Annotated in this window: 18 protein-coding genes; 6 read left to right on the plus strand and 12 right to left on the minus strand. The window is 73.8% G+C overall.

Annotated elements, in window-relative coordinates; all coding sequences use genetic code 11:
* Nucleotides 1-35: 35 nt before the first annotated feature.
* Nucleotides 36-1,091 (minus strand): Gfo/Idh/MocA family protein, encoded by a 1,056-nt coding sequence (locus tag AC3A5R_RS19980; protein WP_487622527.1) that lies wholly within the window; start codon nt 1,089-1,091, stop codon nt 36-38.
* The gene (locus AC3A5R_RS19985; RefSeq protein ID WP_487622528.1) at nt 1,088-1,657 is read right to left on the minus strand and encodes a DinB family protein; all 570 of its coding nucleotides are present in this window, start codon (nt 1,655-1,657) and stop codon (nt 1,088-1,090) included. The genes AC3A5R_RS19980 and AC3A5R_RS19985 overlap by 4 nt, the downstream gene beginning before the upstream one ends.
* 96 nt (nt 1,658-1,753) lie before the next feature.
* On the opposite strand from AC3A5R_RS19985, the gene AC3A5R_RS19990 reads away from it, so the two are divergent.
* A complete protein-coding gene (locus AC3A5R_RS19990; protein ID WP_487622529.1) occupies nt 1,754-2,860 on the plus strand; it encodes a diacylglycerol/lipid kinase family protein in 1,107 nt (368 codons plus the stop codon).
* 112 nt (nt 2,861-2,972) lie between these two features.
* Here AC3A5R_RS19990 and xylA read toward each other — a convergent pair whose 3' ends face one another.
* A complete protein-coding gene (xylA, locus tag AC3A5R_RS19995; RefSeq protein ID WP_487622530.1) occupies nt 2,973-4,160 on the minus strand; it encodes a xylose isomerase in 1,188 nt (395 codons plus the stop codon).
* Nucleotides 4,161-4,247: 87 nt separating this feature from the next.
* On the opposite strand from xylA, the gene AC3A5R_RS20000 reads away from it, so the two are divergent.
* Nucleotides 4,248-5,630 (plus strand): ROK family protein, encoded by a 1,383-nt coding sequence (locus AC3A5R_RS20000; protein WP_487622531.1) that lies wholly within the window; start codon nt 4,248-4,250, stop codon nt 5,628-5,630.
* On the opposite strand, the gene efeB is transcribed toward AC3A5R_RS20000, so the two are convergent.
* From efeB to efeU, 3 genes are all read right to left on the minus strand, one after another.
* Nucleotides 5,590-6,927, minus strand: coding sequence for an iron uptake transporter deferrochelatase/peroxidase subunit (gene efeB / locus AC3A5R_RS20005; RefSeq protein WP_487622532.1), 1,338 nt, complete (start codon nt 6,925-6,927; stop codon nt 5,590-5,592). The two genes, AC3A5R_RS20000 and efeB, sit on opposite strands and share 41 nt — an antisense overlap.
* Nucleotides 6,924-8,072 (minus strand): iron uptake system protein EfeO, encoded by a 1,149-nt coding sequence (efeO, locus tag AC3A5R_RS20010; protein ID WP_487622533.1) that lies wholly within the window; start codon nt 8,070-8,072, stop codon nt 6,924-6,926. Before efeO ends, efeB begins: the two co-directional genes overlap by 4 nt.
* Before the next feature lie 102 nt (nt 8,073-8,174).
* Nucleotides 8,175-9,029, minus strand: a complete 855-nt coding sequence (efeU, locus tag AC3A5R_RS20015) for an iron uptake transporter permease EfeU (RefSeq protein WP_487622534.1) — start codon at nt 9,027-9,029, stop codon at nt 8,175-8,177.
* Nucleotides 9,030-9,201: 172 nt separating this feature from the next.
* On the opposite strand from efeU, the gene AC3A5R_RS20020 reads away from it, so the two are divergent.
* Together AC3A5R_RS20020 and AC3A5R_RS20025 are read left to right on the plus strand one after the other, a co-directional pair.
* Entirely contained in the window at nt 9,202-9,876 is a 675-nt protein-coding gene (locus AC3A5R_RS20020) for a DUF2461 domain-containing protein (RefSeq protein WP_487622535.1), read from the plus strand.
* A 5-nt stretch (nt 9,877-9,881) separates the two neighbouring features.
* Nucleotides 9,882-11,072: a flavin-containing monooxygenase gene (locus AC3A5R_RS20025; protein WP_487622536.1), complete on the plus strand. Its 1,191-nt coding sequence runs from the start codon at nt 9,882-9,884 to the stop codon at nt 11,070-11,072.
* Between the two features lie 121 nt (nt 11,073-11,193).
* On the opposite strand, the gene AC3A5R_RS20030 is transcribed toward AC3A5R_RS20025, so the two are convergent.
* The 4 genes from AC3A5R_RS20030 to AC3A5R_RS20045 all read right to left on the minus strand — a co-directional run bounded on the left by AC3A5R_RS20030 (nt 11,194) and on the right by AC3A5R_RS20045 (nt 16,485).
* Nucleotides 11,194-13,746 carry a CHAT domain-containing protein gene (locus AC3A5R_RS20030; protein WP_487622537.1) on the minus strand — a complete coding sequence of 851 codons (2,553 nt, stop codon included), beginning with the start codon at nt 13,744-13,746 and terminating at the stop codon, nt 11,194-11,196.
* A gap of 90 nt (nt 13,747-13,836) precedes the next feature.
* A complete protein-coding gene (locus tag AC3A5R_RS20035) occupies nt 13,837-14,322 on the minus strand; it encodes a carboxypeptidase-like regulatory domain-containing protein (protein WP_487622538.1) in 486 nt (161 codons plus the stop codon).
* 1 nt (nt 14,323) lies between these two features.
* Nucleotides 14,324-14,905, minus strand: a complete 582-nt coding sequence (locus AC3A5R_RS20040; protein WP_487622539.1) for an RNA polymerase sigma factor — start codon at nt 14,903-14,905, stop codon at nt 14,324-14,326.
* The gene (locus tag AC3A5R_RS20045) at nt 14,902-16,485 is read right to left on the minus strand and encodes a S8/S53 family peptidase (protein WP_487622540.1); all 1,584 of its coding nucleotides are present in this window, start codon (nt 16,483-16,485) and stop codon (nt 14,902-14,904) included. The genes AC3A5R_RS20040 and AC3A5R_RS20045 overlap by 4 nt, the downstream gene beginning before the upstream one ends.
* A gap of 501 nt (nt 16,486-16,986) precedes the next feature.
* On the opposite strand from AC3A5R_RS20045, the gene AC3A5R_RS20050 reads away from it, so the two are divergent.
* Nucleotides 16,987-17,778 (plus strand): peptidoglycan-binding domain-containing protein, encoded by a 792-nt coding sequence (locus tag AC3A5R_RS20050; RefSeq protein WP_487622541.1) that lies wholly within the window; start codon nt 16,987-16,989, stop codon nt 17,776-17,778.
* Between the two features lie 24 nt (nt 17,779-17,802).
* On the opposite strand, the gene pheA is transcribed toward AC3A5R_RS20050, so the two are convergent.
* Together pheA and AC3A5R_RS20060 are read right to left on the minus strand one after the other, a co-directional pair.
* Entirely contained in the window at nt 17,803-18,750 is a 948-nt protein-coding gene (gene pheA / locus AC3A5R_RS20055) for a prephenate dehydratase (protein ID WP_487622542.1), read from the minus strand.
* Nucleotides 18,747-19,304: a DUF4446 family protein gene (locus AC3A5R_RS20060; protein ID WP_487622543.1), complete on the minus strand. Its 558-nt coding sequence runs from the start codon at nt 19,302-19,304 to the stop codon at nt 18,747-18,749. The genes pheA and AC3A5R_RS20060 overlap by 4 nt, the downstream gene beginning before the upstream one ends.
* Before the next feature lie 110 nt (nt 19,305-19,414).
* Here AC3A5R_RS20060 and AC3A5R_RS20065 point away from each other — a divergent pair, with 110 nt between their 5' ends.
* Nucleotides 19,415-21,607 (plus strand): hypothetical protein, encoded by a 2,193-nt coding sequence (locus AC3A5R_RS20065; protein ID WP_487622544.1) that lies wholly within the window; start codon nt 19,415-19,417, stop codon nt 21,605-21,607.
* Nucleotides 21,608-21,831 lie beyond the last annotated feature (224 nt).

Genomic DNA, 21,831 nt, shown 5'->3' on the forward strand with positions numbered 1-21,831 from the left:
GGGCCGCGCGGGTTGCATTCGCGGACCATCGGGTGTCACTCGCCGGGGTAGACGACCCCGACCTGACGGCGCACCTCGTCCATCGTCTCCATGACGCGCAGGGTCGCGGCGTGCGGCATGAGGGGTGACTCCGTCTCGCCGGTGACGAGGCAACGAGCGAACTCGGCTGCCTCGTAAGAGAACCCGCGCACATCCTCGGGCAGACCGCCCGGGCGCTCGTCGAGCACCTCGTTGTCGCGGCCGACGAGGCGCAGCGTCGAGCCGGCGCCGTAGAACGCGCCGGTCAGCTCGAGCCGGGCAGTCGTGCCGGCGACGACGGCGGTGCACGGCGTCACGCCGGCCATGGTGCACGACAGGACACCGTGCGCCCCGGCCACGTTGGTCAGGGTGACGGTGGTCGTGGCGTCGACGCCGAGGTCGGTGAGCGTGCCCGACGCGCGGACCGACTCGGCCACCCCGAGCACGACGTCGGCGAACGACACCGGGTAGACGCCGAGGTCGAGGAGGGCACCGCCGGCGAGCTCGGGCTGTGAGAGGCGCTCGGGCCCGTCGGGGTAGAGCCGCTGGCCGTGGTCGGCGAAGACGGCGACGACCTCGCCGATGAGGCCGGACTCGACGACGTGGCGCACGACGTCGTACTGCGGCAGGAACCGGCTCCACATCGCCTCGACGACGAGCAGGTCGCGCCGGGCCGCCGCGTCGAGCACCTCGCGGGCCTCGGCGGCGCTGCGGGTGAAGGCCTTCTCGATGAGGACGGGCTTGCCGGCCTCGAGGGCGAGCAGTGCGTGGGCGTGGTGCTCGGAGTGCGGCGAGGCGACGTAGACGGCGTCGACGTCGGGGTCGCCGACGAGGTCCTCGTAGCTGCCGTACGCACGGCCGATGCCGTACTCGTCGGCGAAGTCCTGGGCTCGGGCGTGGCTGCGCGAACCGACGGCGACGACCTCCGAGGCGGTACCGACGGCGACGGCCTCGGCGAACGCGTGCGCGATGCCGCCCGGCGCGAGGACGCCCCAGCGGACGGCGGGGGCGTCGTGCGGGTCGGGGGTGCGGGCATCCGGCAGGGCGAGGGGCACGTCGATCGGCAGCGTCACGCGTTCACGTCCCAGAGGTGGTGGCGGACGTCGTGGGCGAAGTAGACGGCGAGGGTGCCGGCCGTGAACTCCGAGCCGTTGCTGCGCACGGCGGGCCAGCCCCACTCGTCGCCGTCCGGGCGCTCGTAGGTGGCTGCCGCGGCCTCCAACGCGGTGCGCAGCTCGTCGCGCAGCGCCTCCGGGTCGGCGCGCCAGTACTGCTTCTCGAGCGCGGTGGCGTCCTGGTCCCAGTCGGCGAAGCGGACGACCTCGCCGCCACCGTCGAGGATCTGTGCGAGCCGCCCTCGCATGACGTCGCAGACGTCGCGGACGTGGCACGCGTACTCGACCGGCGACCACGTGCCCTGGCGCGGACGCGTCTGCGCCTGGGGGCGCGCGATGGCGGTGACGTACCGGGCGGACGCGTCGCGCAGCAGGGCCGGCACTGCCGTGGGCTCGAGCCGCGAGGGGTCGAAGCCGCAGTCAGGGCACGGCTGGCGCAGCACCCACGTCCAGTCGGCGGTGTCGGGGGTGGCCGGACCGGGATCCTCGACGCGCAGGGGCCCGGGGCCCGTCGGCTCGCTCATGCGGGTCAGCCTAGGGCCGCCGTGCGGCGACGGGGCCGGGCGTCCGCGGCCCGACCGGATTCCGGACGGACGGGTGCCGGGCGATACCGTGCTCTGGTGCTCAAGGACTACCTGCCGTGGATCGTCACCGGGGTCGTGGTTCTGGCCCTGGTCGTCGGCGGCGTGGTCCTCACGCGTGTCGCGCCCGAGGCCACGGCGACGCTCCGGCGTCGTCCCCGACCCCCGCGCGACCACTTCCGCCCCGGCGACGACGACACCCCCGTGCCGCTCAAGCGTGCCGCCGTCGTCGTCAACCCGACGAAGTTCACCGACCTGCCCTCGGTCCGCGAGCGCATCACCATGGCGTGCCACGCGCAGGGCTGGGGCGACCCCGTCTTCTACGAGACGACGCCCGATGACACCGGGGCCGGGCAGGCCGCGCTCGCGGTGCGCGAGGGCGTCGACCTCGTCTGCAGCCTCGGCGGCGACGGCACGGTCCGCAACGTGGCGCACGCCCTCGTCGGCACCGAGATGCCGCTCGGCATCCTGCCCGCGGGCACGGGCAACCTCCTGGCCCGCAACCTCGACCTCCCCGTCGCGCTCGAGAACGCCCTCGAGGTGGCCATGACCGGCCGCAACCGCCGGATCGACGTCGGCGAGGTGCTCATCGGTGCCGCACCCGAGGACGCCGCCGACGACTCCGAGGACCCGCGGCCGCTGCACCACTTCCTCGTCATGAGCGGGCTCGGCATGGACGCCGAGATCATGGCCGCGACCAACGAGAACCTCAAGAAGAAGGTCGGCTGGCCGGCGTACATGGTCTCGGGGCTCAGGTCGCTCGTGTCGCCGGAGTTCCGGGTGCGCATCAAGGTCGACGACGACCTCGAGTTCCGCCGCCGCGCGCGGATGGTCGTCATCGGCAACTGCGGGCGCCTTCTCGGCGGGCTCGTGCTCATGCCGAACGCCCGGGTCGACGACGGACGCCTCGACGCCGTCATCGCCTCCCCCAAGGGCGTCGTCGGCTGGGTGCCGGTCGCGACGCGGGTGGCGACCCGTCGGCGCAAGGGCCATCCGACGCTCGACCACAAGGTGTGTCAGGAGATCCGGGTCCGCGCCGACCGACCGATCGCCCTCCAGGTCGACGGCGACGTCATCGGCGAGGCCGCCGAGGTCTTCGCGCGGATCCGCCCGGCCGCCCTGACGGTCCGCGTCAGCCAGTCCTGACGAACGCTCCCCAGCCGGCCCCTCACGCACTGCTCGCACCACGGGAGCAGCCGGTGAGCGCGAGAGGCCACCCCTCCCGACCCGGAGCCTCACCGCGTGGAGGCGACGTCCTTCAGCGGGCGCCGAGGGCGTGCTCGACGGCGAGCTGGTTGAGCGCGACGAAGGCGTAGCCGGCCTCGGCGAGCGCATCGGCGTCGACGTCCTCGTACGCGGAGCGGTCCGCGAGGAGGTCGGCGAGCGTCTCCCCCTCGCCCAGCGTCGGCTCGGCCAGCTCCAGAACGCGGCTGGCCCCGAACGCCGCCTGCACCTCCGGGTCGGCGCGATAGGCGGCGGCCCGCTCGGCGAGCAGGATGTACGTGCTCATGTTCGCGGCCGCCGAGTCCCAGACGCCGTCGACGTCCTCGGTGCGCGAGGGCTTGTAGTCGAAGTGGCGCGGGCCCTCGTAGCGCGGACCGCCGTTGACGAAGCCGTTCTCGACGAGGTCGACGGTGAAGAAGGCCGAGAGCAGGTCGCCGTGGCCGAAGACGAGGTCCTGGTCGTACTTGATCGAGCGCTGGCCGTTGAGGTCGATGTGGAAGAGCTTGCCGGCCCACAGCGCCTGGGCGATGCCCGAGGTGTAGTTGAGCCCGGCCATCTGCTCGTGCCCAACCTCGGGGTTGAGGCCGACGATGTCGCCGTGCTCGAGCTCGGCGATGAAGCCGAGGGCGTGGCCGACGGTCGGCAGGAGGATGTCGCCGCGGGGCTCGTTGGGCTTGGGCTCGATCGCGATGCGCAGGTCGTAGCCCTGGTCCTTGATGTAGCCCGCGACGGTGTCGATGCCCTCGCGGTAGCGGTCGAGGGCGGCGTTGAGGTCCTTCGCGCCGTCGTACTCGGCACCTTCGCGGCCGCCCCACATGACGAACGTCTGCGCCCCGAGCTCGGCCGCGAGGTCGACGTTGCGCACCACCTTGCGCAGGCCGTACCGGCGAACGTCGCGGTTGTTCGAGGTGAACGCGCCGTCCTTGAAGACCGGGTGGCTGAAGGTGTTCGTCGTGACCATCTCGCAGACGAGGCCGGTCTCGTCGAGGGTCTTGCGGAAGTCGGCGACGATCCGGTCGCGCTCGGCGCCGCTGCTGCCGAACGGCACGAGGTCGTCGTCGTGGAAGGTGACGCCCCAGGCGCCGAGGTCGGCGAGGCGGCGGCAGGACTCGAGCGGGTCCAGGTGCGGGCGAGACGCGTCGCCGAACTGGTCCCGCGCCTCCCAGCCCACGGTCCAGAGGCCGAACGAGAACCGGTCGTCGGGGGTCGGGGTGCGGACCATGCGGAGCTCCTCCTCGAGCGGGCGGCAGCGTCGGCCGCCATTTGTATGATGGACAAACATATTCCGCAATGGCGGTAGGGTCAACGGGTGAGGACCGGCGCGACGACGAGCCAGGGCCCGACGCGTCCGCCGGGCGGGATGGCCGACCGGGTGCGCCGCGGGGCCGTCCAGCAGGCGACGCTGCGCACCCACAACCTCTCGGAGGTGCTGCGAGCCGTCGTGGAGGCCCCCGAGGCACCCACCCGCGCGCGGCTCGCGTCGGGGCTCGGCGTCACCCGGGCCACGGCCTCCGACCTCGTCGACCGCCTCATCGCCGCCGGCCTGCTCGTCGAGCTCGAGCAGGAGTCGCTCGGCCGCGCCGGCCGGCCCGGCATGCTCCTCGGGGTCGGCACCCGCGCCGTCGTCGGGCTCGGGCTCGAGGTGCAGGTCGACCACCTGACGGTACGCGCCACCGACCTCACCGGCGCCCCCGTCGCCGAGGCGCACCGCCCCGGCGACTACCGCGGCAGCGACGCCCGACGCGTCGCTCGACAGCTGGCCCGCCTCGCCGCGCCGATCGTCGAGGGGCTCGACGGCGGACCGCACGCGCCCGGCACCGGACCCGTCGTCGGCGCCTGCGTCTCTGTGCCCGCCCTCCTCGACCAGGGGCTCGTGCGCCTCGCCCCCAACCTCGGCTGGCACGACGTCGACCTCGCAGCCCTCCTCGCCGCCGACGACGCGCTCCAGGGCATCGACGTGCGCGTCGGCAACGACGCCGACCTCTCCGCACGCGCCGAGGTCCAGGCGAGGGCCCACGCCGACGGCACCCCGCGTGCGGCCCAGTCCTTCCTCTACGTCGCGGGCGAGGTCGGCATCGGCGGTGCGATCGTCGTCGACGGAGAGGTGGCGGCCGGCCGCGGCGGCTGGTCCGGCGAGCTCGGGCACGCCGTCATCGACCGCTCCGGTCCGCGTTGCGGGTGCGGCGCGACCGGCTGCCTCGAGACCTACGCCGGGCGAGACGCCATCGCAGACGCCGCAGGCCTGCCCCGCGACACCCCGGTGGCCGAGCTCGCGGCCGCGGCATCGACCGGCCCGCGCCGCAACCGGGCGCGCCGAGCCCTCGACACCGCGGCCGAGGCCCTCGGCGTCGCGGTGGCCACGGCCCTCAACCTCGTCGACGTCGAGCAGGTCGTCCTCGGTGGCGTCTACGGCGCGCTCTTCGAGCACCTCGAGGGCGGCATCCGCGAACAGATCACGACCCGGGTGCTCGCGGCGCGCTGGGCCGAGGTCGGCGTCAGCCGCGCCGTCGCCGGCCCCGACGCGGCCGTCACCGGTGCGGGCCTGCGGGTGCTCGACGACGTCATCCGCGACCCGTCGCGCTGGATGGGCGAAACCGTCCCGACGCGTGGGGGCGGACCGTCGCGTCCAGCCGCCCCGCGACCGTCCCCCGTCAGGCGAACAGCGCCTGGCCCCAGTGCTCCCCGTCCCTGAGACCCGGCGGACACGCGAAGACCGCTGAGCCAGTGTGCTCGACGTACTCGTTGAGTGCGTCCTTCGCTGCGAGGGCGCGCTGCATCGGCACGAACTGCTTCTGCACGTCGCGGACGAACGCGATGAAGAAGAGCCCGGCGTCGAGATGGCCGACGCCGTCGGTACCGTCGGTGAAGTTGTAGCCACGGCGCAGGATGCGGACGCCGCCGAGGTTCTTCGGGTGGGCCAGGCGGACGTGCGAGGCCACCGGGATGGCGGGAGCGCCGTCGGGGCCGGTGCGGGCGAAGTCGGGCTCGGTGAACTCTCCGGACTGGCCCAGGGGCGCACCGTCCTTCTTGTCGCGGCCGAACGTGTCCTGCTGGTCCTGGAGGGTCGAGCGGTCCCAGACCTCGATGTGCATCCGGATGCGGCGAGCCACGAGGTAGCTGCCCCCGGCCATCCAGGCGTCCCCGGTGGTGGCAGTGCCAGAGGCGTCGCCCGGCGCGACCCACACGTGCTCGGCGAGGGCGTCGGCCTCCTCGGCCTTGATGTTGGCCGTGCCGTCCTTGAACCCGAACATGTTCCGCGGCGTGGCCTGCGTCGTAGACGTCGACGACGTGCGGCCGAACCCGAGCTGGGACCAGCGCACCGACACGACGCCGAAGCCGAGCCGCACGAGGTTGCGCACCGCGTGGACCGCGACCTGTGGGTCGTTGGCGCAGGCCTGGATGCAGAGGTCGCCGCCGGACCGCCGCGGGTCGAGCGCGTCACCCCGGAAGGCAGGCAGGTCGCGCAGCGCGTCGGGCCTGCGGTCGGCCAGGCCGAACCGGTCGTCGAAGAGCGAGGGGCCGTAGCCGATGGTGATCGTCAGACCGGACGGGGCGAGTCCGTAGGCCTCGCCCGTGTCGGCGGGCGCCTGGTAGGGCCCGCCGCCGACGAGACCGCCGGGCGCCGCCTCCGCACCGGCCGTCATCCGCTCGGCAGCGCGGGTCCACTCCTCGAGCATCCGGGCCAGCTCGTCGCGGTCCTTCGTCACGACGTCGAGGGCGACGAAGTGGAGCCGGTCCTGCGCCGGCGTGACGATGCCGGCCTGGTGGGCGCCGCGGAACGGCACCGGCGCGTCGAGCGCACCCGACGCGCCGGACGCGTCCGCACCCGCGGCACCCGAGGCGCCTGACGCATCGGTGCCGCTCGAGCGTCCGGCGGCCCAGCCGGCGCCGGCGACGGCACCGGCCACGGCGCCGGCGGCCGCGACGCCGGTGGCCCCGAGGACGTGGCGACGGCTCGGCGTCCCGGGCTGCAGCGCAGCCGGCGTCACTTCGCCTCCACGACGCCCGGCACCTTGGCGACCTGCTCGCTCAGCGCGTCGAGGGCGACGGTGAGGTCCTTGACCTGGGCGGCGGACAGGGCGGTGTAGCTGACGAACGCACCGTTCACCCGGTGGCTGTTCAGCATCGTGGACAGCGCCGCGAACTTCTCGTCGAGGGCCTTCTGCAGGGCGGGGTCGCGCTCGGTGATGACCGGGCGCAGTGTCGCGAGCGCCTGCTTGGAGCCCTCGAGGTTGCCGTCGAAGTCCCAGAGGTCGGTGTGGGAGTACCGCTCCTCCTCGCCGGTGACCTTGCCGGTGGCCACCTCGTCGAGCAGGGCCTTGGCGCCGTTGGCGATGGACAGCGCCGTCGGCTCGACGGTCTTGCTCTTCGCGACGATCTCCTTGACGTCCGCGAGCAGCCGGTCGGCGATGGCGGCGGAGTCCTGCTGCAGGCCGTCGGTCCAGAGGTCCTTCTCGAGGCGGTGGTAGCCGGTGAAGGCCATGCCCTCGGCCGTCACGTCCTCGCGGCCGTCGATCTTCGGGTCGAGGTCGCCGAAGCTCTCGGCGACCGGCTCGATGCTCTCCCACGGGTGGCGGGCCTCGGGGTAGAGCGCCTTGGCCTTCTCGACGTCGCCGGCCTTGACCGCGGCCACGAACGCGGCGGTCTTCGTCTGAAGCTCGTCGGCCTCGCTCGCGACGAACGCCCGGTAGTCGGCGATGGCCGTGCTGACCTTGGCGTCTGAGCTGCCGGCCGTCGCCGAGCCGGTGACGGTGAACGACCCGCGGATCCCGTCGCCGACCATGCCCGGCTTGCACGCCGTCGTGAACGTGCCGGGCTCGGTGATCTCGACCTTGAGCTCACGCGAGAGGCCCGGTGCGATGTTCTCGACCTCGGAGACGATGCGGTCACCCTCGGCGTACAGGTAGAACTCGTTGACCTTGGTGCCGGCGTTGGTGATCTCGAAGGTGACCGTTCCTGCCTTGGCCGTCGTGGCGCTCAGCTCGCACGCCGTGTCGGTGGCGTTGACCGTGATGGCGCCGGCGGCCGTGGAGCCGGACGCCTCGCCGGTCGAGCCGGAGCAGGCCGTCAGGGCCAGGGCGGCGGCGGCGACCGGGGCGAGGACCGTCGCGAGACGCAGGGCAGGGCGAGGCATGGTTCTCCTGTGGGGTGGCACGCCGGGACAGAGGCGGCGGACGCGGCGGGTGGGTCGTGAGCTGCGGTGGACGGCCGGCCGGGGCCGGTGGGTGCGGACGCGTCAGGCGGCGAGCGGCGTCCGGGGTGCGTCGGCGGCGACGGGCTTCGGCGGCGTCTTGACCGGTCGCAGGAAGAGGGTGAGGACGACGGCGACGTAGACCGTCCACGCGATCGCCTGGAGCCACGTCGTGTTCGGCGAGAAGTTGAAGATGCCCTTGAGGAGCGCGCCGTACCAGCTGTCGGGGCTGATCGTCGCGCTGATGTCGAAGGCCAGGCTGTTCAGGCCGGGGAGGATGCCGGCCTCCTGGAGGTCGTGCAGGCCGTAGGCGAGGATGCCGGCCGCGACGAGGACGAGCAGGACGCCGGTGTAGCGGAAGAACTTCGCGAGGTTGATGCGCACGGCGCCGCGGTAGATGAGCCAGCCGAGCACGATCGCGCCGGCGAGACCGATGACCCAGCCCAGCAGCGGCTGGCTGTTGCCGCGTCCGGCCGCCTCGGTGGTGGCGTAGAAGAAGATCGCCGTCTCGAGGCCCTCGCGGCCGACGCCGAGGAAGGCGACGAGCACGACGGCGGCGGGCCCGAGGTCGAGGGCCTTGTCCAGGCGCCCCTTGAGCTCGCCGGAGATGGTGCGCGAGGCCGAGCGCATCCAGAAGACCATGCCGGTGACGAAGACGACGGCGAGGATCGAGGCCGACCCGCCGATGAGCTCCCGCTGCTCGAAGGAGAGCTGGCTCGTGCCGTAGGTCAGCAGCGCGCCGAGCCCCACGGACAGGGCGACGGCCACGCCGACTCCGGTCCACACGTACCGCAGCGCCCACTGGCGGCCGGACTTGACGAGGAACGCGACGAGGATGACGACGACGAGGGCGGCCTCGAGGCCTTCGCGGAGCCCGATGAGCGCGTTGCTGGCGAGCACGGCGTCCTTCTTCCTGGTGTGGCTGGTGTCGTGGCAGCGGGGCGGGCAATTAGGGCATGCGTGGCTGCCGGAATTCAGGAAAGCACAGGTAAGCCTTGCCTAACAAGCCGGCCCCGGCGGGTGAGACGAGGTTCACCGGGGATCCACAGGATCCGGGTGCCAGAGTGGGCTCATGAGCCCTGCCGCCGCCTCCACCGACCACCCGCCCTTCGCCGGCTTCCCGCCCGACGCCCTCGAGCTCTACGCCGGGCTCGAGGCCGACAACTCGCGCGCGTACTGGCAGGACCACAAGGGCACGTACGAGGCAGCGGTCCGCGAGCCGATGCTCGCCCTGCTCGACGCCCTCGAGGACGAGTTCGGCCCGGCCAAGCTCTTCCGCCCCAACCGCGACATCCGCTTCAGCGCCGACAAGTCGCCCTACAAGACGCACCAGGGCGCGTTCGTGGCCGACGAGCGGGCCGGCGGCTGGTACGTGCAGGTCAGCGCCGACGGGCTGCTCGCCGGTGGCGGCTTCCGCGCCCACAGCCCGGCGGAGACGAAACGGTTCCGCGCCGCGGTCGACGCACCGGCGTCCGGCATCGAGCTGGAGAAGCTGCTGACGTCGTTGTCGCGCAAGGGATTCGAGCAGCACGGTGAGGCCGTCAAGACCACGCCGCGGGGCTACTCGGCCGACCACCCGCGCATCGAGACGATCCGCCTCAAGGAGGTCATGGTGACTCGCGCCTTCGGGGAGCCCGAGTGGCTGGGCACGAAGCGCACCCTGACCGAGGTGCGCAAGGCCTGGCGCGACGTCCGCCCGCTCGTCGAGTGGGTTGCGGCCCACGCAGCTGACGGCCCGCTACGTTGAGGCCCGTGACCCAACGCAGTGCACGCGTCGATGCCTACGTCATCGGCGGCGGACCCGCCGGCCTCGCCACCGCTGCGGCCCTGCGGCAGCGGGGCCTGAACGGCGTCGTGCTCGAGCGCAGCGACGGCGTCGGCACCTCGTGGCGCGGGCACTACGACCGGCTGCACCTGCACACCCCGCGCGAGTTGTCCGGCCTGCCCGGCCTGCCGATCCCGCGCGAGATGGGCCGCTGGGTGGCCCGCGACGACGTCGTGCGCTACCTCGAGCAGTACGCCGACCACCACGACCTCGACGTGCGCACCGGCGCCGAGGTGGTCCGGGTCGACCGCGCGCCCGAGCACCCCGGCTGGGGCGAGGCGTGGACGGTGACGCTCGCCGACGGCTCGACACTGATCGCGCCCTACGCCGTCGTCGCGACGGGCTTCAACCACACGCCGCGAGATCCCGAGGTGCCCGGCCTCGACGCATGGCCCGGCGAGGTCGTCCGCGCCCGCGACTACCGCACCGGCGCGACCTACGCCGGGCGCGACGTGCTCGTCGTCGGCACCGGCAACACCGGCACCGAGATCGCCGTCGACCTCACCGAGCAGGGCGCGGCCCGGGTGCGGATGGCGGTGCGCACCGTGCCGCACATCTTGCGCCGCAACCGCGGCCCGGTCGCCGCGCAGTACACCGGCATCGCCGTGCGCCGCCTGCCCACCGCCCTCGTCGACGCCGTCGCGCCGTACGTCGAGCGGCTCCAGGTGCCCGACCTCTCGGCCCACGGCCTTCCCCGCCCCGACACCGGCCTGCTGACCCGCGTCGAGCGCGACAACGCCATCCCGGTGCAGGACGTCGGCATCATCGACGCCGTCCGCTCCGGAGCCGTCGAGCCGGTCGCGGCCCTGGTGTCGGTCGAGGGCGAGGACGTCGTGCTCGCCGACGGCAGCCGCATAAACCCCGACGTCGTCGTGCTCGCCACCGGTTACCACCAGGGCCTCGAGCCGATGCTCGGGCACCTCGGCGTCCTCGACGCCAAGGGCCGGCCCGTCGAGCGCGGCGGCGCCACGGCCCGCGGCGCGCGCGGCCTCTGGTACTGCGGGTACACCGCCCCGATCTCGGGCATGCTCCGCGAGATCGCCATCGACGCGCGCAAGATCGCGCTCGCCATGGCGATGGCCAAGCGCCGCGACACCAGGGCCCTGCGCTCGGCCTGAGCCCGCGGGTCGGCGTCCGGCGGACGACCGTTGGTGCGCGGCCTCCGCCGTGTGACGGCGCGTCGCCGCGATCCCGCGGCGTGCCGCGGGGAGCCGGCGAGAAACGGTCGTCCGGCGGCGCTCAGGCGTGGGTGAAGCGGCCCCCGAGGTGCAGGAAGGCGGCGGCGATCGGCTCGCCGTCGGCCAGCGCCGACGCGAGGGCCTCGTCGCTCGGCACGCCGCGGGCCAGGGCGCGGTGGTGGCGCACCATCGTCTCGGCCGCGACCTCGTCGGGCACCGGCGACACCGCAGCCACCGCCGAACGGGCGCCGAGGCTGAGCACCGCGGCCGCGAGCCCGAGCTGCTCCTCACCCGGCCGGAACGTGGCCGACCCGACCTCGCACGCCGACAGCACGACGTGCCGCGCCCGGACGCCGGCGGCCTGCAGCTCGTGGGCGAACACCGGCCCGTCGTGCAGGTGGACCGACGAGAAGAGCGGCGACTGAACCTGGTGCGTGCCGTGCGCCGCGACGTGGACGACGTCGTCGACGCCCATCGCCTCGACGAGCCCCCGTGCGGCCGAAGGCTCCGCGACCGTGACGTCGGCGTGGTCGGCCCACGCCTGCGCCACGGCGGACGCCTCGCCCGACGCGCGTCGCAGCGACGGGCCGACGCTGACGTGCACGCGGGCCGGGACCCCCTGCACCGCAGGCGGCCCCACGCCGTCGGCGCTGTCGATGCCGTCGATGCCGTCGGCGCGACGCGCGAACGACGTCAGGGACGACGCCACGGTGAACGGCACCCCCGTCAGCGACGGCAGCAGCGACCACGGCAGCGCCGACACCTCCTCGCACGTCACGACGACGAGCCCGGTGCGCCGCAGCCCCCACGGGCGGACCGCGGCGGCGTCCAGCCGCTCGGCGGCAGCACGCAGCGACCCCCACACCGCAGGGGAGAACGGGCCGAGCTCACGCGTCGCGGCCGTGCGCAGGTCGACGCGGATGCGGTGCGCCAGCTCGACGGCCTCGGCGAGCGGCATGAGGTCGCGGACGCGGGCCCGGCCGCCGACGACACCGACCCCCATGAGGCGATCTGCGTCGCGGAAGAACCACACGAGGTCGCGGTCGGCCCGGTCGAGGGCCTCGCGGCCCTGCCGCACCCGCACCTCGGCCGCCGTGCCCGACGGCGAGCCGCTGCTCAGGGTCCAGTCGCGGGCCCGGATCTCGCGCTCGAGCCGCCGGACCCGCACGGTGAGCTCGGCGGCCTCGGCCTCCGGCACGTCGCCGCGCAGCAGGGCCTGGGTCGAGCGCAGCTGCTCGGTGAGCGAGGCGAGGGTGTCGTCGTCGGGGCGCCCGAGCGAGGGCAGCCGGTCGGTGGCGTTGCGCCAGCGGTCGAGGGCCTCGAGCACCGCCGAGCTGCCGCCGCGCAGCGCGAGCGCGAGGTCGATCCGGGCGAGCCGCACGCCGTGCAGCGCCCGGGCGCTGCGCAGGTCGAGGCTGGCGCTGCCCTCCTGGCCGGCGGCGAGGCCGCGCGCCGCCCTGCCGAGGACGCGTCGGGCCCGGGCCCTCTCGTCCGCTGCGACGTGCAGTCCGGCCTCGACGACGGCCCGGTCGAGCTCTCCGGTCAGCGACGCACCGGGCCCGCTGACGGACTCCAGGCAGGTGCGCGCATCCTCGACGCGCCCGGCGAGCAGGTGGGCGTCCGCTGCCGCGACGAGCGCGGAGTCGCCGAGCTCGGTGTCGCCGAGGCGGGCCGCCGTCGCCGTGACCTCCTGGGCAGTCGCGAGCACGGACGCGCCGTCGGGCGCCGGATCCGTGGTCGATCCACGACGCAGCCGGTCGAGCTCGACGTGGACGAGGGCGAGGCGAGCCTTGGCCGCCCAGCCGAGCGCGCCGACGCGGTCGAATCCCTCGGCCGCAGCCTCCGCGGCAGCACCCGCGCGTCGGAGGTTGCCAGCGAGGCGGTGCGCGCGCGACAGGCGCAGCTGCAGCTCGGCGGCCACCTGGTCCTGCTCGGCGTCGGGCGAGGCCGCTGCGGCCACGAGCACCTCGACCGCCTCGTCGATGAGCCCGGCCTCGAGGAGCACGTGCGCCCGGTCGAGGCGGGCCGGCAGGAGCGACACGTCGGGGGCGTCCTCGACGGCCTCGGCCATCGTCGCGAGCGCCCGCGGCACGTCTCCGAGCAGGTAGGCGGCGTACCCCTCGTTGTGCGCGGCCATGAACTCCAGCTGCGGGAAGCCGCCGCCGTGAGCCGCGGTCGCCGCCCTGGCGAACGCCTCGAGCGCGACGGCCGGCTCGGACAGCTCGAAGGCGAGCATCCCCCGGCTCAGCAGCACCGAGCACTGCTCGCGCGGGGAGAAGGCGTCGAGATGGCGCAGCGCCCCCTCGAGGCCCGCGCGCGCCCCGGCGAGATCGCCGACGCGTCCGGCGACGTTGGCCCGCTGGTAGTCGAGACGGGCGCGCAGGCCGACGTCACCCAGGGAGTCCACGATCTGCTCCGCCTCGGCGAACCGCGCCTCGGCGGCCCCGACACCCTCGAGGAGGAACTGGCTGAGCCCGAGCGTGATGAGCGTCTTGGCCCGCAGGGTCTGGGCGACTCCGACCTCACGCGGTGCGGCGACGACCTCGTCGAGCCGGCGCAGGGCGTCGACGAGCACGGAGACCGCACGCTCCGGGCGTCCGGCTCCGTTCTCCACCGCGGCCCGCTCGCGCAGGGCCTCGACCTCGTCCAGCGTGTCCCGTGCGCTGATCGTCGGCCGCCTCCCTGCACGGCCGGGACCACACGCTCACACCTGGATCGTGGGCGTGATGACCGGTCGCGCGCTGTCGTCGTCGGGGTCGACCCGGATCACGAAGTGGATCGGGCCATGAGGTAGATCATCCAGAACGAAACGACCGTTCGCATCGGTATCGACCAAGATGCTCCCGTCGGTCGAGACGGCCTCGACGGTGGCACCGGGCACCGTGACGAAGCCGTCGACGCGCACCCGGCCCTCGAGGTCGCTCGCGTTGACCGTCACCATGAGGCTGACGGACGCCGCGTTGAAGGTCACCGACTCGGTGGGCGTCGGCTCGACCTTCGTGCCGCGCGTGGCGAGCTGGGCCGAGTCCATGAGCTCGGCCACCTCGGCGTGGAGGGCCTGGACGGTCAGCTCGAACTTGATCCGTTCGGTGAGGTCGGACGGTACGGGGTCGGCGTGCGCGAACAGCTCACGCAGCTGGCGCAGCGCGGCCACGTCGAGGTCGTCAATGGCGTCCTTGTGCGAGCTCATGTCACACCGCCCATCCGGGATCGGAGCCGAGGGTGGTCCTCAGCTTCTGGAGGCACCGGCCGCGGGTCGGGCCGATGCTGCCGACGGGCATCCCGAGCGACTCGGCGATGGCCGCGTAGTCGGGACGGTCGGCGAACGCGATGACCCGGAGCAGCTCCTGGCACCGCGGGGACAGGGTCGCGACGTGCCTCCACAGCACGCCCTGGCGCTCGCTCAGCACGGCCTGGGCCTCGGGGTCGAGGCTCTGGGCCGGCGCCTCCGGCACCTCCTCGACGCCGATCTCGCGGCGCGAGCCGCGCGCGAGGCGCCACACCTCGCGCTTGACGACGACGACGAGCCAGCCGAGCACCGCGGCCGGCTCGTGGATCGACTCGGCGCGGTCGACGAGCTGGAGGAACGCCGTCTGCACGGCGTCCTCGCACGTGGCCGCGTTGGCGCCCTGCGAGCGGGCCGCGTTCCAGAGCACCGGCGTCACGAGGTCGACGAGCTCGGACAGTCGCTCGCGCTCGCCCGCGAGGTAGGCCGCGAAGGCCTTGCCGGCGAGGGTGCCGAGCCCGTCGGACGCGGTGGGTGTCGGGGTCATGACGAGCCTCCCTTCGAGGTGCAGCGGCGCAGCGCGCGCAGGGCACGCTTGCGCATGACGGACGGTGAGACGTCGGCGACGTCCTTCTCCGCGGCGATGGCCGCGGCTACCTCCGCCGCGAAGACCGGAGTCGCGAAGGACGTACCGCTCCAGACGCCGAACCCACCGGTGTAGTCGTCGGGGTCGACGGTGCACCGCACGGGCCCGTCGCCGTCGACCTTGGTCGAGGGCTGACCCATGCCGTTGGTGAGCGGCAGCGTGCTGACGATCGAGACGCCGGGGCGGACGGCGGTGATGAGCGGCAGCGGGTTGGAGAAGAGCGCGACGCTCGACCCGTCGGGGTTGGTGGCCCCGACGCTCGACACCGGCGGCAGCGCCCGGGCCGTGATCCGAGGCGGTAGGGACGCGGCGAGCGCCGCCGGCACGAACGGCGCACTCGTGCCGTCGTTGCCGGCACCGGCGACCACGGCCACGCCGGCCTCGGCGAAGCGGTCGAGCAGGTCGGCCACGGGGCCGGAGGTGTAGGTGCGGTCCTCGGCGTAGTAGCCGAGCGACAGCGACAGGACGTCGATGCAGTCCTCCGGGTGGTTGCTGGCCTGGCCGTGGACGTGCCTGCCGAGGAGGGCCTCGAGGACGTCGAGGATGTCGGCCTCGTCGACCATGCCGTCCTCACCCATGACGGGGATCGACAGGATGGTGGCCTCGGGGCAGCCCTGGCGGACCAGCCCGGCGATGAACGTCGCGTGGCCGTGGAGCAGGCCCACCGGCTCCTGCGGCTTGGGGGTGTCGCTGAGCCCCTCGTCGGGGGCCACCGCCGTGACGTCCTCGGGCGGTCCGGCCGGCACGAGGCGCCCGTTCTCGTACGTCAGCCGCACGATGGTGCGCTCGTCCTTGAACCACGGGTGCTTGGCGACCGCGGTGTCCGGCACGGCGACGACCGGGCGGCGCGCGAGCTCACGGGCGCGCAGGGCCGGGTCGGGCAGGGCCAGGCTCACCGGCATCCGTCCACCCCGGCCGGGCACGGCGTACTCCTGCAGCGCCGAGCTGACGCCGCCCCAGTAGCCGACGCCGCCCCAGTAGCCGACGCCGCCCCAGTAACCCCCGACTCCGCCCCAGTAACCCCCGACTCCGCCCCAGTAGCCGACGCCGCCCCAGTAGCCGTCGGCGGGGCGCAGGACGTGCTCGAGGCTCAGCCGCTCGGAGATCGGGTCGCCGAGGGCCCGCAGCCGCTGCAGCACGTTCCACGCGTCGACGGTGTCGATGGAGCGCCGCGGGCGCAGCGTGATGCTCGTGCCCCAGTCGCTCGACGCGTCGAGGTCGCGGGTGCCGCCGCCGGCGCGGGGCGTCTCGACGTAGTCGAGGTCGAGCGGGTCGAGGGCGGTCGCGAGGTCACCGAGACCGCGCGTGCCGCCGGGCTCGTTGCGCACGAGGAGCCGATCGGACAGGTAGAGCGCCGGGTCGGGCGCCTGGCCGTCGGTCCGGCGCAGCGCGGTCGCCGGGTCGAGGACGCGGACGGGTGGCCGGGCGGGACGGGGTGCGCCGCCCCGGCCTCCCGCATCGGGCTGACCGGTCTCTGCCATGAACTGCCTCCTGTCGAGCGGACGTGGGACGAGCTGGGGTGATCGAGGGGTGGGCTCGGCAGCCGAGCACAGCGGCGTAGCTGCCGGCCACGTATGTGCCCGACGCTCTCACCGGAATGGTGGCGGAGGGGGCGAAACTGATACACCGCGCTCCGTCAAGTCTTTTTTCTGCGGGCATGTATCAGGCCGGGCCCTGCCGGCTCTGTGCTGTCGGGGGAACCACTCGGGGACCTGGTCATCGAGCCGTACGGGGGCCGCGGAGGGGCGGCTGGCTCGGTGACCTGTGGGGCCAGGGCGCGCTGGGGTCGCCCAGGCTCCCGTGGGGCGTCGGCTCGGCAGCGCCGACGCCCCCTCCTCGTGCCCGGATCCGCGCGCCGGATTACCGGCAGGTGTCCGTTTCGTCACGAACCGCCGTGTCCTGCGGACCAGCCACCGTGCCGCGTCGCATACTCGGACCGCGGCCCGGCGAGGGGGGCCGTCTCGAAGACCAGGGGTACCCGCATGACACCGCAGCACCAGACGCTCCCGTCCACCACGTCGTCGACCACGACGCGCACCGCCCGCAGGCTCCGGCGCTGGACGCCGCTGCTCGCGGCGGTCCTGCTCCTGCCCGCGCTCGCGGCCTGCGGCCCCGACGCGGACAACCGCAGTGCGGGTCAGGCCTCGCTCACGGCGTCGGTCGACGCCCCGAGGGACACCCCGACGGCGGACGACCCGTCCGCGACGCCGGGCCCGATCCCCACCGAGACGGCCGCGCCGCTGACGCCGACCCGCCCGACGCCGACCCCCTCGGCCACACCCTCGGCCACGACGTCGGCAGGCTCGGTGGCCGGCAACTGCACCCGGACGCTCGACGCCTACCCGGAGCTCGACCCCGGCGCCACGGGCCCGGCCGTCAGCGCGCTCCAGTGCTTCCTCAACGACGCCGACTTCGGCCCCGTCGCGGTCGACGGCACGTACGGCGCCCCGACGCGCGCCGCGGTCGCCAAGGTCGAGGCCACCTTCGAGGGCGGGCCGAGCCGTCCCGGCCGGGTCGACGCCGGCTTCTGGGTCGGCGTCATCAGCCGCTCGCTCGGCGACGGCACGCTAAAGACCGGGTCCAAGGGTGCCGACGTCACGACGCTCCAGCGTGCCCTGCGCGCCGCCGGAGCCAAGCTCGCCGTCGACGGCACGTTCGGCGCCGGGACGAAGAAGGCCGTCGAGGCCCTCCAGGCCGCCAACCGCATCGGCGTCGACGGCGTCGTCGGCGAGGAGACCCTCTTCCTGCTCAAGAGCGGCGCGACGATCGGCTGACCGCGGCGCAGGCGACCGGAGGCGTCAGGCGCGCAGGTCGGCGAGCCAGGCCCGCGCGTCCCGGAAGTCGTCGTCGGTCGTGCCCGGGCGCGTGCCCGGCAGGCCGCCGTCGGCGCGCGGGTACGAGCCGAGGAAGCGCACCTCGGCACAGACCCGGCGCAGCCCCATGAGGGTCTCGCCGACGCGCTCGTCGAGCACGTGGCCCTCGATGTCGATGGAGAAGCAGTAGGACCCCATCGCCTCCCCGGTCGGGCGCGACTCGAGCCGCGTCATGTTGACGCCGCGCACCGCGAACTGCTCGAGCAGCTCGAGCAGCCCTCCGGCGTGGTCCTCCTTCTGGAAGAGCACGACGGTCGTCTTGTCCGCACCGGTCGGAGCAGGCAGGGTGCCGGGACGCGACACGAGCACGAACCGCGTCACCGCCGCCTTGTTGTCGCCGATGTCCGTCGCGAGCACCGCGAGACCCTCGTCGACGGCGGCCACCGGCGCGCAGACGCCGGCGTCGAACATCACCTCACCGGGTGTACCGAGTGCCGTCGCGCTCGCCGCCGTCGACAGCGTCGGCACGTAGACGGCGTCGGGCAGGTGGGCGCCCATCCACGAGCGGACCTGCGCCCACGCGTGCGAGTGGGTACCGACGGCCCCGACGTCGGCGAGCGTCGTGCCCGGCCGGGCGCACAGCACGAAGGTGATCGGCACGAGCACCTCGCCGACGACGACGAGCGGCTCACCGGTGGCGAGGGCGTCGAGCGTCGCGGAGACGCCGCCCTCGACGGAGTTCTCGATGGGAACCATCGCGGCGTCGATGTCGCCGGCGCGCAGGGCGGCGAGCGCCGCGTCGACCGATCCGAAGGGCACGTGCTCGCGCCCCTCGGCCGCATCCCACGCGTCGAGCGCCATCTGGGTGAACGTGCCGCGCGGGCCGAGGTAGCCGAAGCGGTGCAGCTCGTCGGGGGTGCGGGGAGGGGTCACGACGGGTCCTTCGTGCGGGCGGCGGTGCGGGCGGAGGTACCGGCAGGTGTGTGGGCGCCCGGGTCGGTGCCCGGCTCGCCCCTGGTGGCCGACGCGAGGGCCTGCTGCTCCTCGGGCGTCAGCGTGATGCTCGACCGGCCGCCGACGATCCCCTTCGCGTAGGTGCGCGACTCCCCCCGGGCGTGGATCGAGCTGATGACGATGCCGTCGCCCTCGTCGTCGACGATCGCGGCCGAGAACGACAGGCGACCGCCCATGTCGCCGAACGCGTCGTAGCGCACGACGGCGACGTTGCGCAGGCTCTGGCGCACGTCGTCCTCGGCGGCGGCGACGTCGGCCCGCAGCCGGGTGACGTCGGCGGCGAGCCGGTCGAGGCGGCGGTTCTGGTCGGCGGCCACGCGGGCGATGTCGGTGCGGCCACCGTCGGCCCCCAGTGCCTCGAAGTCGGCCCGGACCCGGCGCAGCCGCGACTGGGCGAGCACGGCGAGGACGAGCGCGAGCAGGGCGATGCCCGCGGCGGCGAAGGCCACGGTCGCGAGCGTCGTGTCGTCCACGAGGCGCAAGGGTAGTCGCGGGACGCGTGTGGCGGTCCGGGGTTCCAGCCCGTGATCCAGCCGGTGATCGGCGGTCATCGAGCCCAGATACGGTTTGTACTCTGTCCTGCGTGATCCGCCGCCACCCCGTCAAGACGCTCGTCGTCGCCCTCCTCGCTGTGGTGGCCGTGCTGACCCTCGCGTACGTCAAGCGCAGCGAGGTGCCGGTACCGCCGACGTCCACGCCCAAGCCGGGCGAGTCGCTCGTCGTCGTCGGGATCGGCGGCGTGTCGTGGGACGACGTGAGTCCCGAGAAGACGCCGACCCTGTGGGGCCTGCTGCGCGACGGCTCAGCCGCGTCGGTGTCGGTCAAGACCCTCGGTCTGACGACGTGCCCGGTCGACGGCTGGTCCACGGTGGGCGCCGGCGAGTCCGCGGGACCGGCAGCCGACTCCGACCGTCCCAAGTGCGGACCGCTGCCGTCGGTCGCCGGCAACGCCGCCCAGGGCTTCCGCGTCATCGGCTACGACGCCCTCGCCGAGAACTCCGCCCAGTCGGAGTTCCGCGCCCAGATGGGTCTGCTCGGCGACAGCTTCGCCAAGGGCAACACGTGCATCCAGGCGGTCGGCCCCGGGGCCGGACTCGCGGCGGCCACGAGCGACGGCAAGGTCGCCAAGTACTCCGAGTTCTCCGTCACGACGCTCGTGTCCGACCTCGCCCAGTGTCCGGTGTCGATCGTCGACGTCGGCTCGCTCGATGCCACCAACCCGAACCCGGCGCAGCAGGTCGAGCGGATCAACATCCTCGAACGGCGGCTCGACCAGGTCATCGACGCCATGCCCAACGGCGCCGACCTGGTCGTCGTCAGCCTGTCCGACCGCGACCGGCAGGAGCGCCTGCGGCTGCTCACGGCCACGGGCCCGCACTACGGGCCGGGCCTGCTCGCGTCGGCGTCGACCCGCACGACCGGCGTCGCGCAGCTGTCCGACATCACCGCCACGATCATGCAGCGCGGCGGCGTCAACCCCATCACCGGCATCGGCGGCCGGGCCCTGTCGGTCGTGCCGTCGGCCAACAACAGCGAGTCCACGGCCGCGACGAAGCTGACCGTCCTCACCGACATCGACACCAAGGCCGACGCGATGCACCGCATCGTCGCGCCGTTCCTGCTCATCTGGCTCTCGACGATGGTGCTGACCCTGCTCGCGCTCTGGTGGAGCGTGCGCCGGGCCCGGCCGTGGAACCAGCGCCTGACGCGTCAGCGCGGGCTGCGGCTCGTGCGCGTCGTCAGCATCACCGGCGCCGCGATGCCGGCCGCGACGTTCCTGGCCAACCTCGTGCCGTGGTGGCGGTGGTCGGAGAACACCGTCGTGCTCACCGTGATGCTCCTCGGCCTCGTGCTCGTCATGAGCGCGGCCCTGGCCTTCGTGTCCCTGAGCGGCCCGTGGAGCAGCTCGGCCCTCGGGCCGCTGGCGACGATGTCGGGGCTCACGGCGGCCATCATCGGCATCGACCTCATCACCGGCTCCCGGCTGCAGATCTCCTCGATCTTCGGCCTCCAGCCGCTCGTCGGCGGCCGGTTCTACGGCATGGGCAACGTCGCCTTCGCGCTCTACGCCTCGGCGGTGCTCCTGCTCTGCGCCGCGATGGCACACGCGCTCGTGCGGCGGCAGGCCCCGCGTCTCGCGGTCTTCGCCGTCATCCTCATCGGCGGCGCGGCGCTCGCCGTCGACGTGCTGCCCGCTTGGGGAGCCGACTTCGGCGGCCCCATCGCCCTGGTTCCGGCGCTCGGCTTCCTCCTCATGGGCGTGCTCGGCTGGAAGACCTCGCTGCGCAACGTGGTGCTCGTGCTCGCCGTCGCCGGGCTCGTCGTCGGCGGCGTGTCCTACGTCGACTGGCGCCGTCCGGAGTCCGAGCGTTCGCACCCGGGCCGGTTCCTGCAGACCGTCATCGACGGCGGCGCCTGGGATGTCATGTCGCGCAAGCTGTGGGCCAACGTCGACCTGGCGATCCACCTGCCACTGCTGCTCGCCGTGGTCGTCGCGATCACCGCCCTCGGCATCTACGTCCTGGCCCGGCCGGGCGCGCTCGGCACCGAGCCGCTGCGCCGCCTGCTCGAGGAGGCGCCGCTGCTGCACCGCGGCCTGTGGTCGATCGTCGTCATGGCCGTCATCGGCTTCCTCACCAACGACTCCGGCGCGGCGATCCCGCCGGTGGCCACGATCTTCACGGTGCCGCTCGTCATCTCGGCGGTCATGCACTTCCTGTCGATCGAGGCCCGCAACGCCCCGGTCCGCCGCCGCCGCGACCGCCACCACCTGTAGTTTCTGGGCTCGCTCCGAGTTGTCTGGGCTCGCTCCGCTCGCCCGCGTTCGGCGCGCCCTGACGTCACGCCTTCCCTCCTCGGCTCACTCGCTTCGCTCGTTTCGCTCGTCAGTCCAGGCGCGACGCGCGCCGAACCCTGCCTTCTGGGCTCGCTCCGCTCGCCCGCGTTCGGCGCGCCCTGACGTCACGCCTTCCCTCCTCGGCTCACTCGCTTCGCTCGTTT

The organism is Intrasporangium sp. Soil_C_50 (assembly GCF_057656595.1).

Bases quoted from the DNA above. Each gene is read 5' to 3' on its own strand.
- AC3A5R_RS20020 (WP_487622535.1), top strand. From the start codon at position 9,202: ATGAGCCCTGCCGCCGCCTCCACCGACCACCCGCCCTTCGCCGGCTTC.
- AC3A5R_RS20040 (WP_487622539.1), bottom strand. From the start codon at position 14,905: ATGACCCCGACACCCACCGCGTCCGACGGGCTCGGCACCCTCGCCGGC.
- AC3A5R_RS20035 (WP_487622538.1), bottom strand. From the start codon at position 14,322: ATGAGCTCGCACAAGGACGCCATTGACGACCTCGACGTGGCCGCGCTG.
- AC3A5R_RS20050 (WP_487622541.1), top strand. From the start codon at position 16,987: ATGACACCGCAGCACCAGACGCTCCCGTCCACCACGTCGTCGACCACG.
- AC3A5R_RS19985 (WP_487622528.1), bottom strand. From the start codon at position 1,657: ATGAGCGAGCCGACGGGCCCCGGGCCCCTGCGCGTCGAGGATCCCGGT.
- AC3A5R_RS20045 (WP_487622540.1), bottom strand. From the start codon at position 16,485: ATGGCAGAGACCGGTCAGCCCGATGCGGGAGGCCGGGGCGGCGCACCC.
- xylA (WP_487622530.1), bottom strand. From the start codon at position 4,160: ATGGTCCGCACCCCGACCCCCGACGACCGGTTCTCGTTCGGCCTCTGG.
- efeO (WP_487622533.1), bottom strand. From the start codon at position 8,072: ATGCCTCGCCCTGCCCTGCGTCTCGCGACGGTCCTCGCCCCGGTCGCC.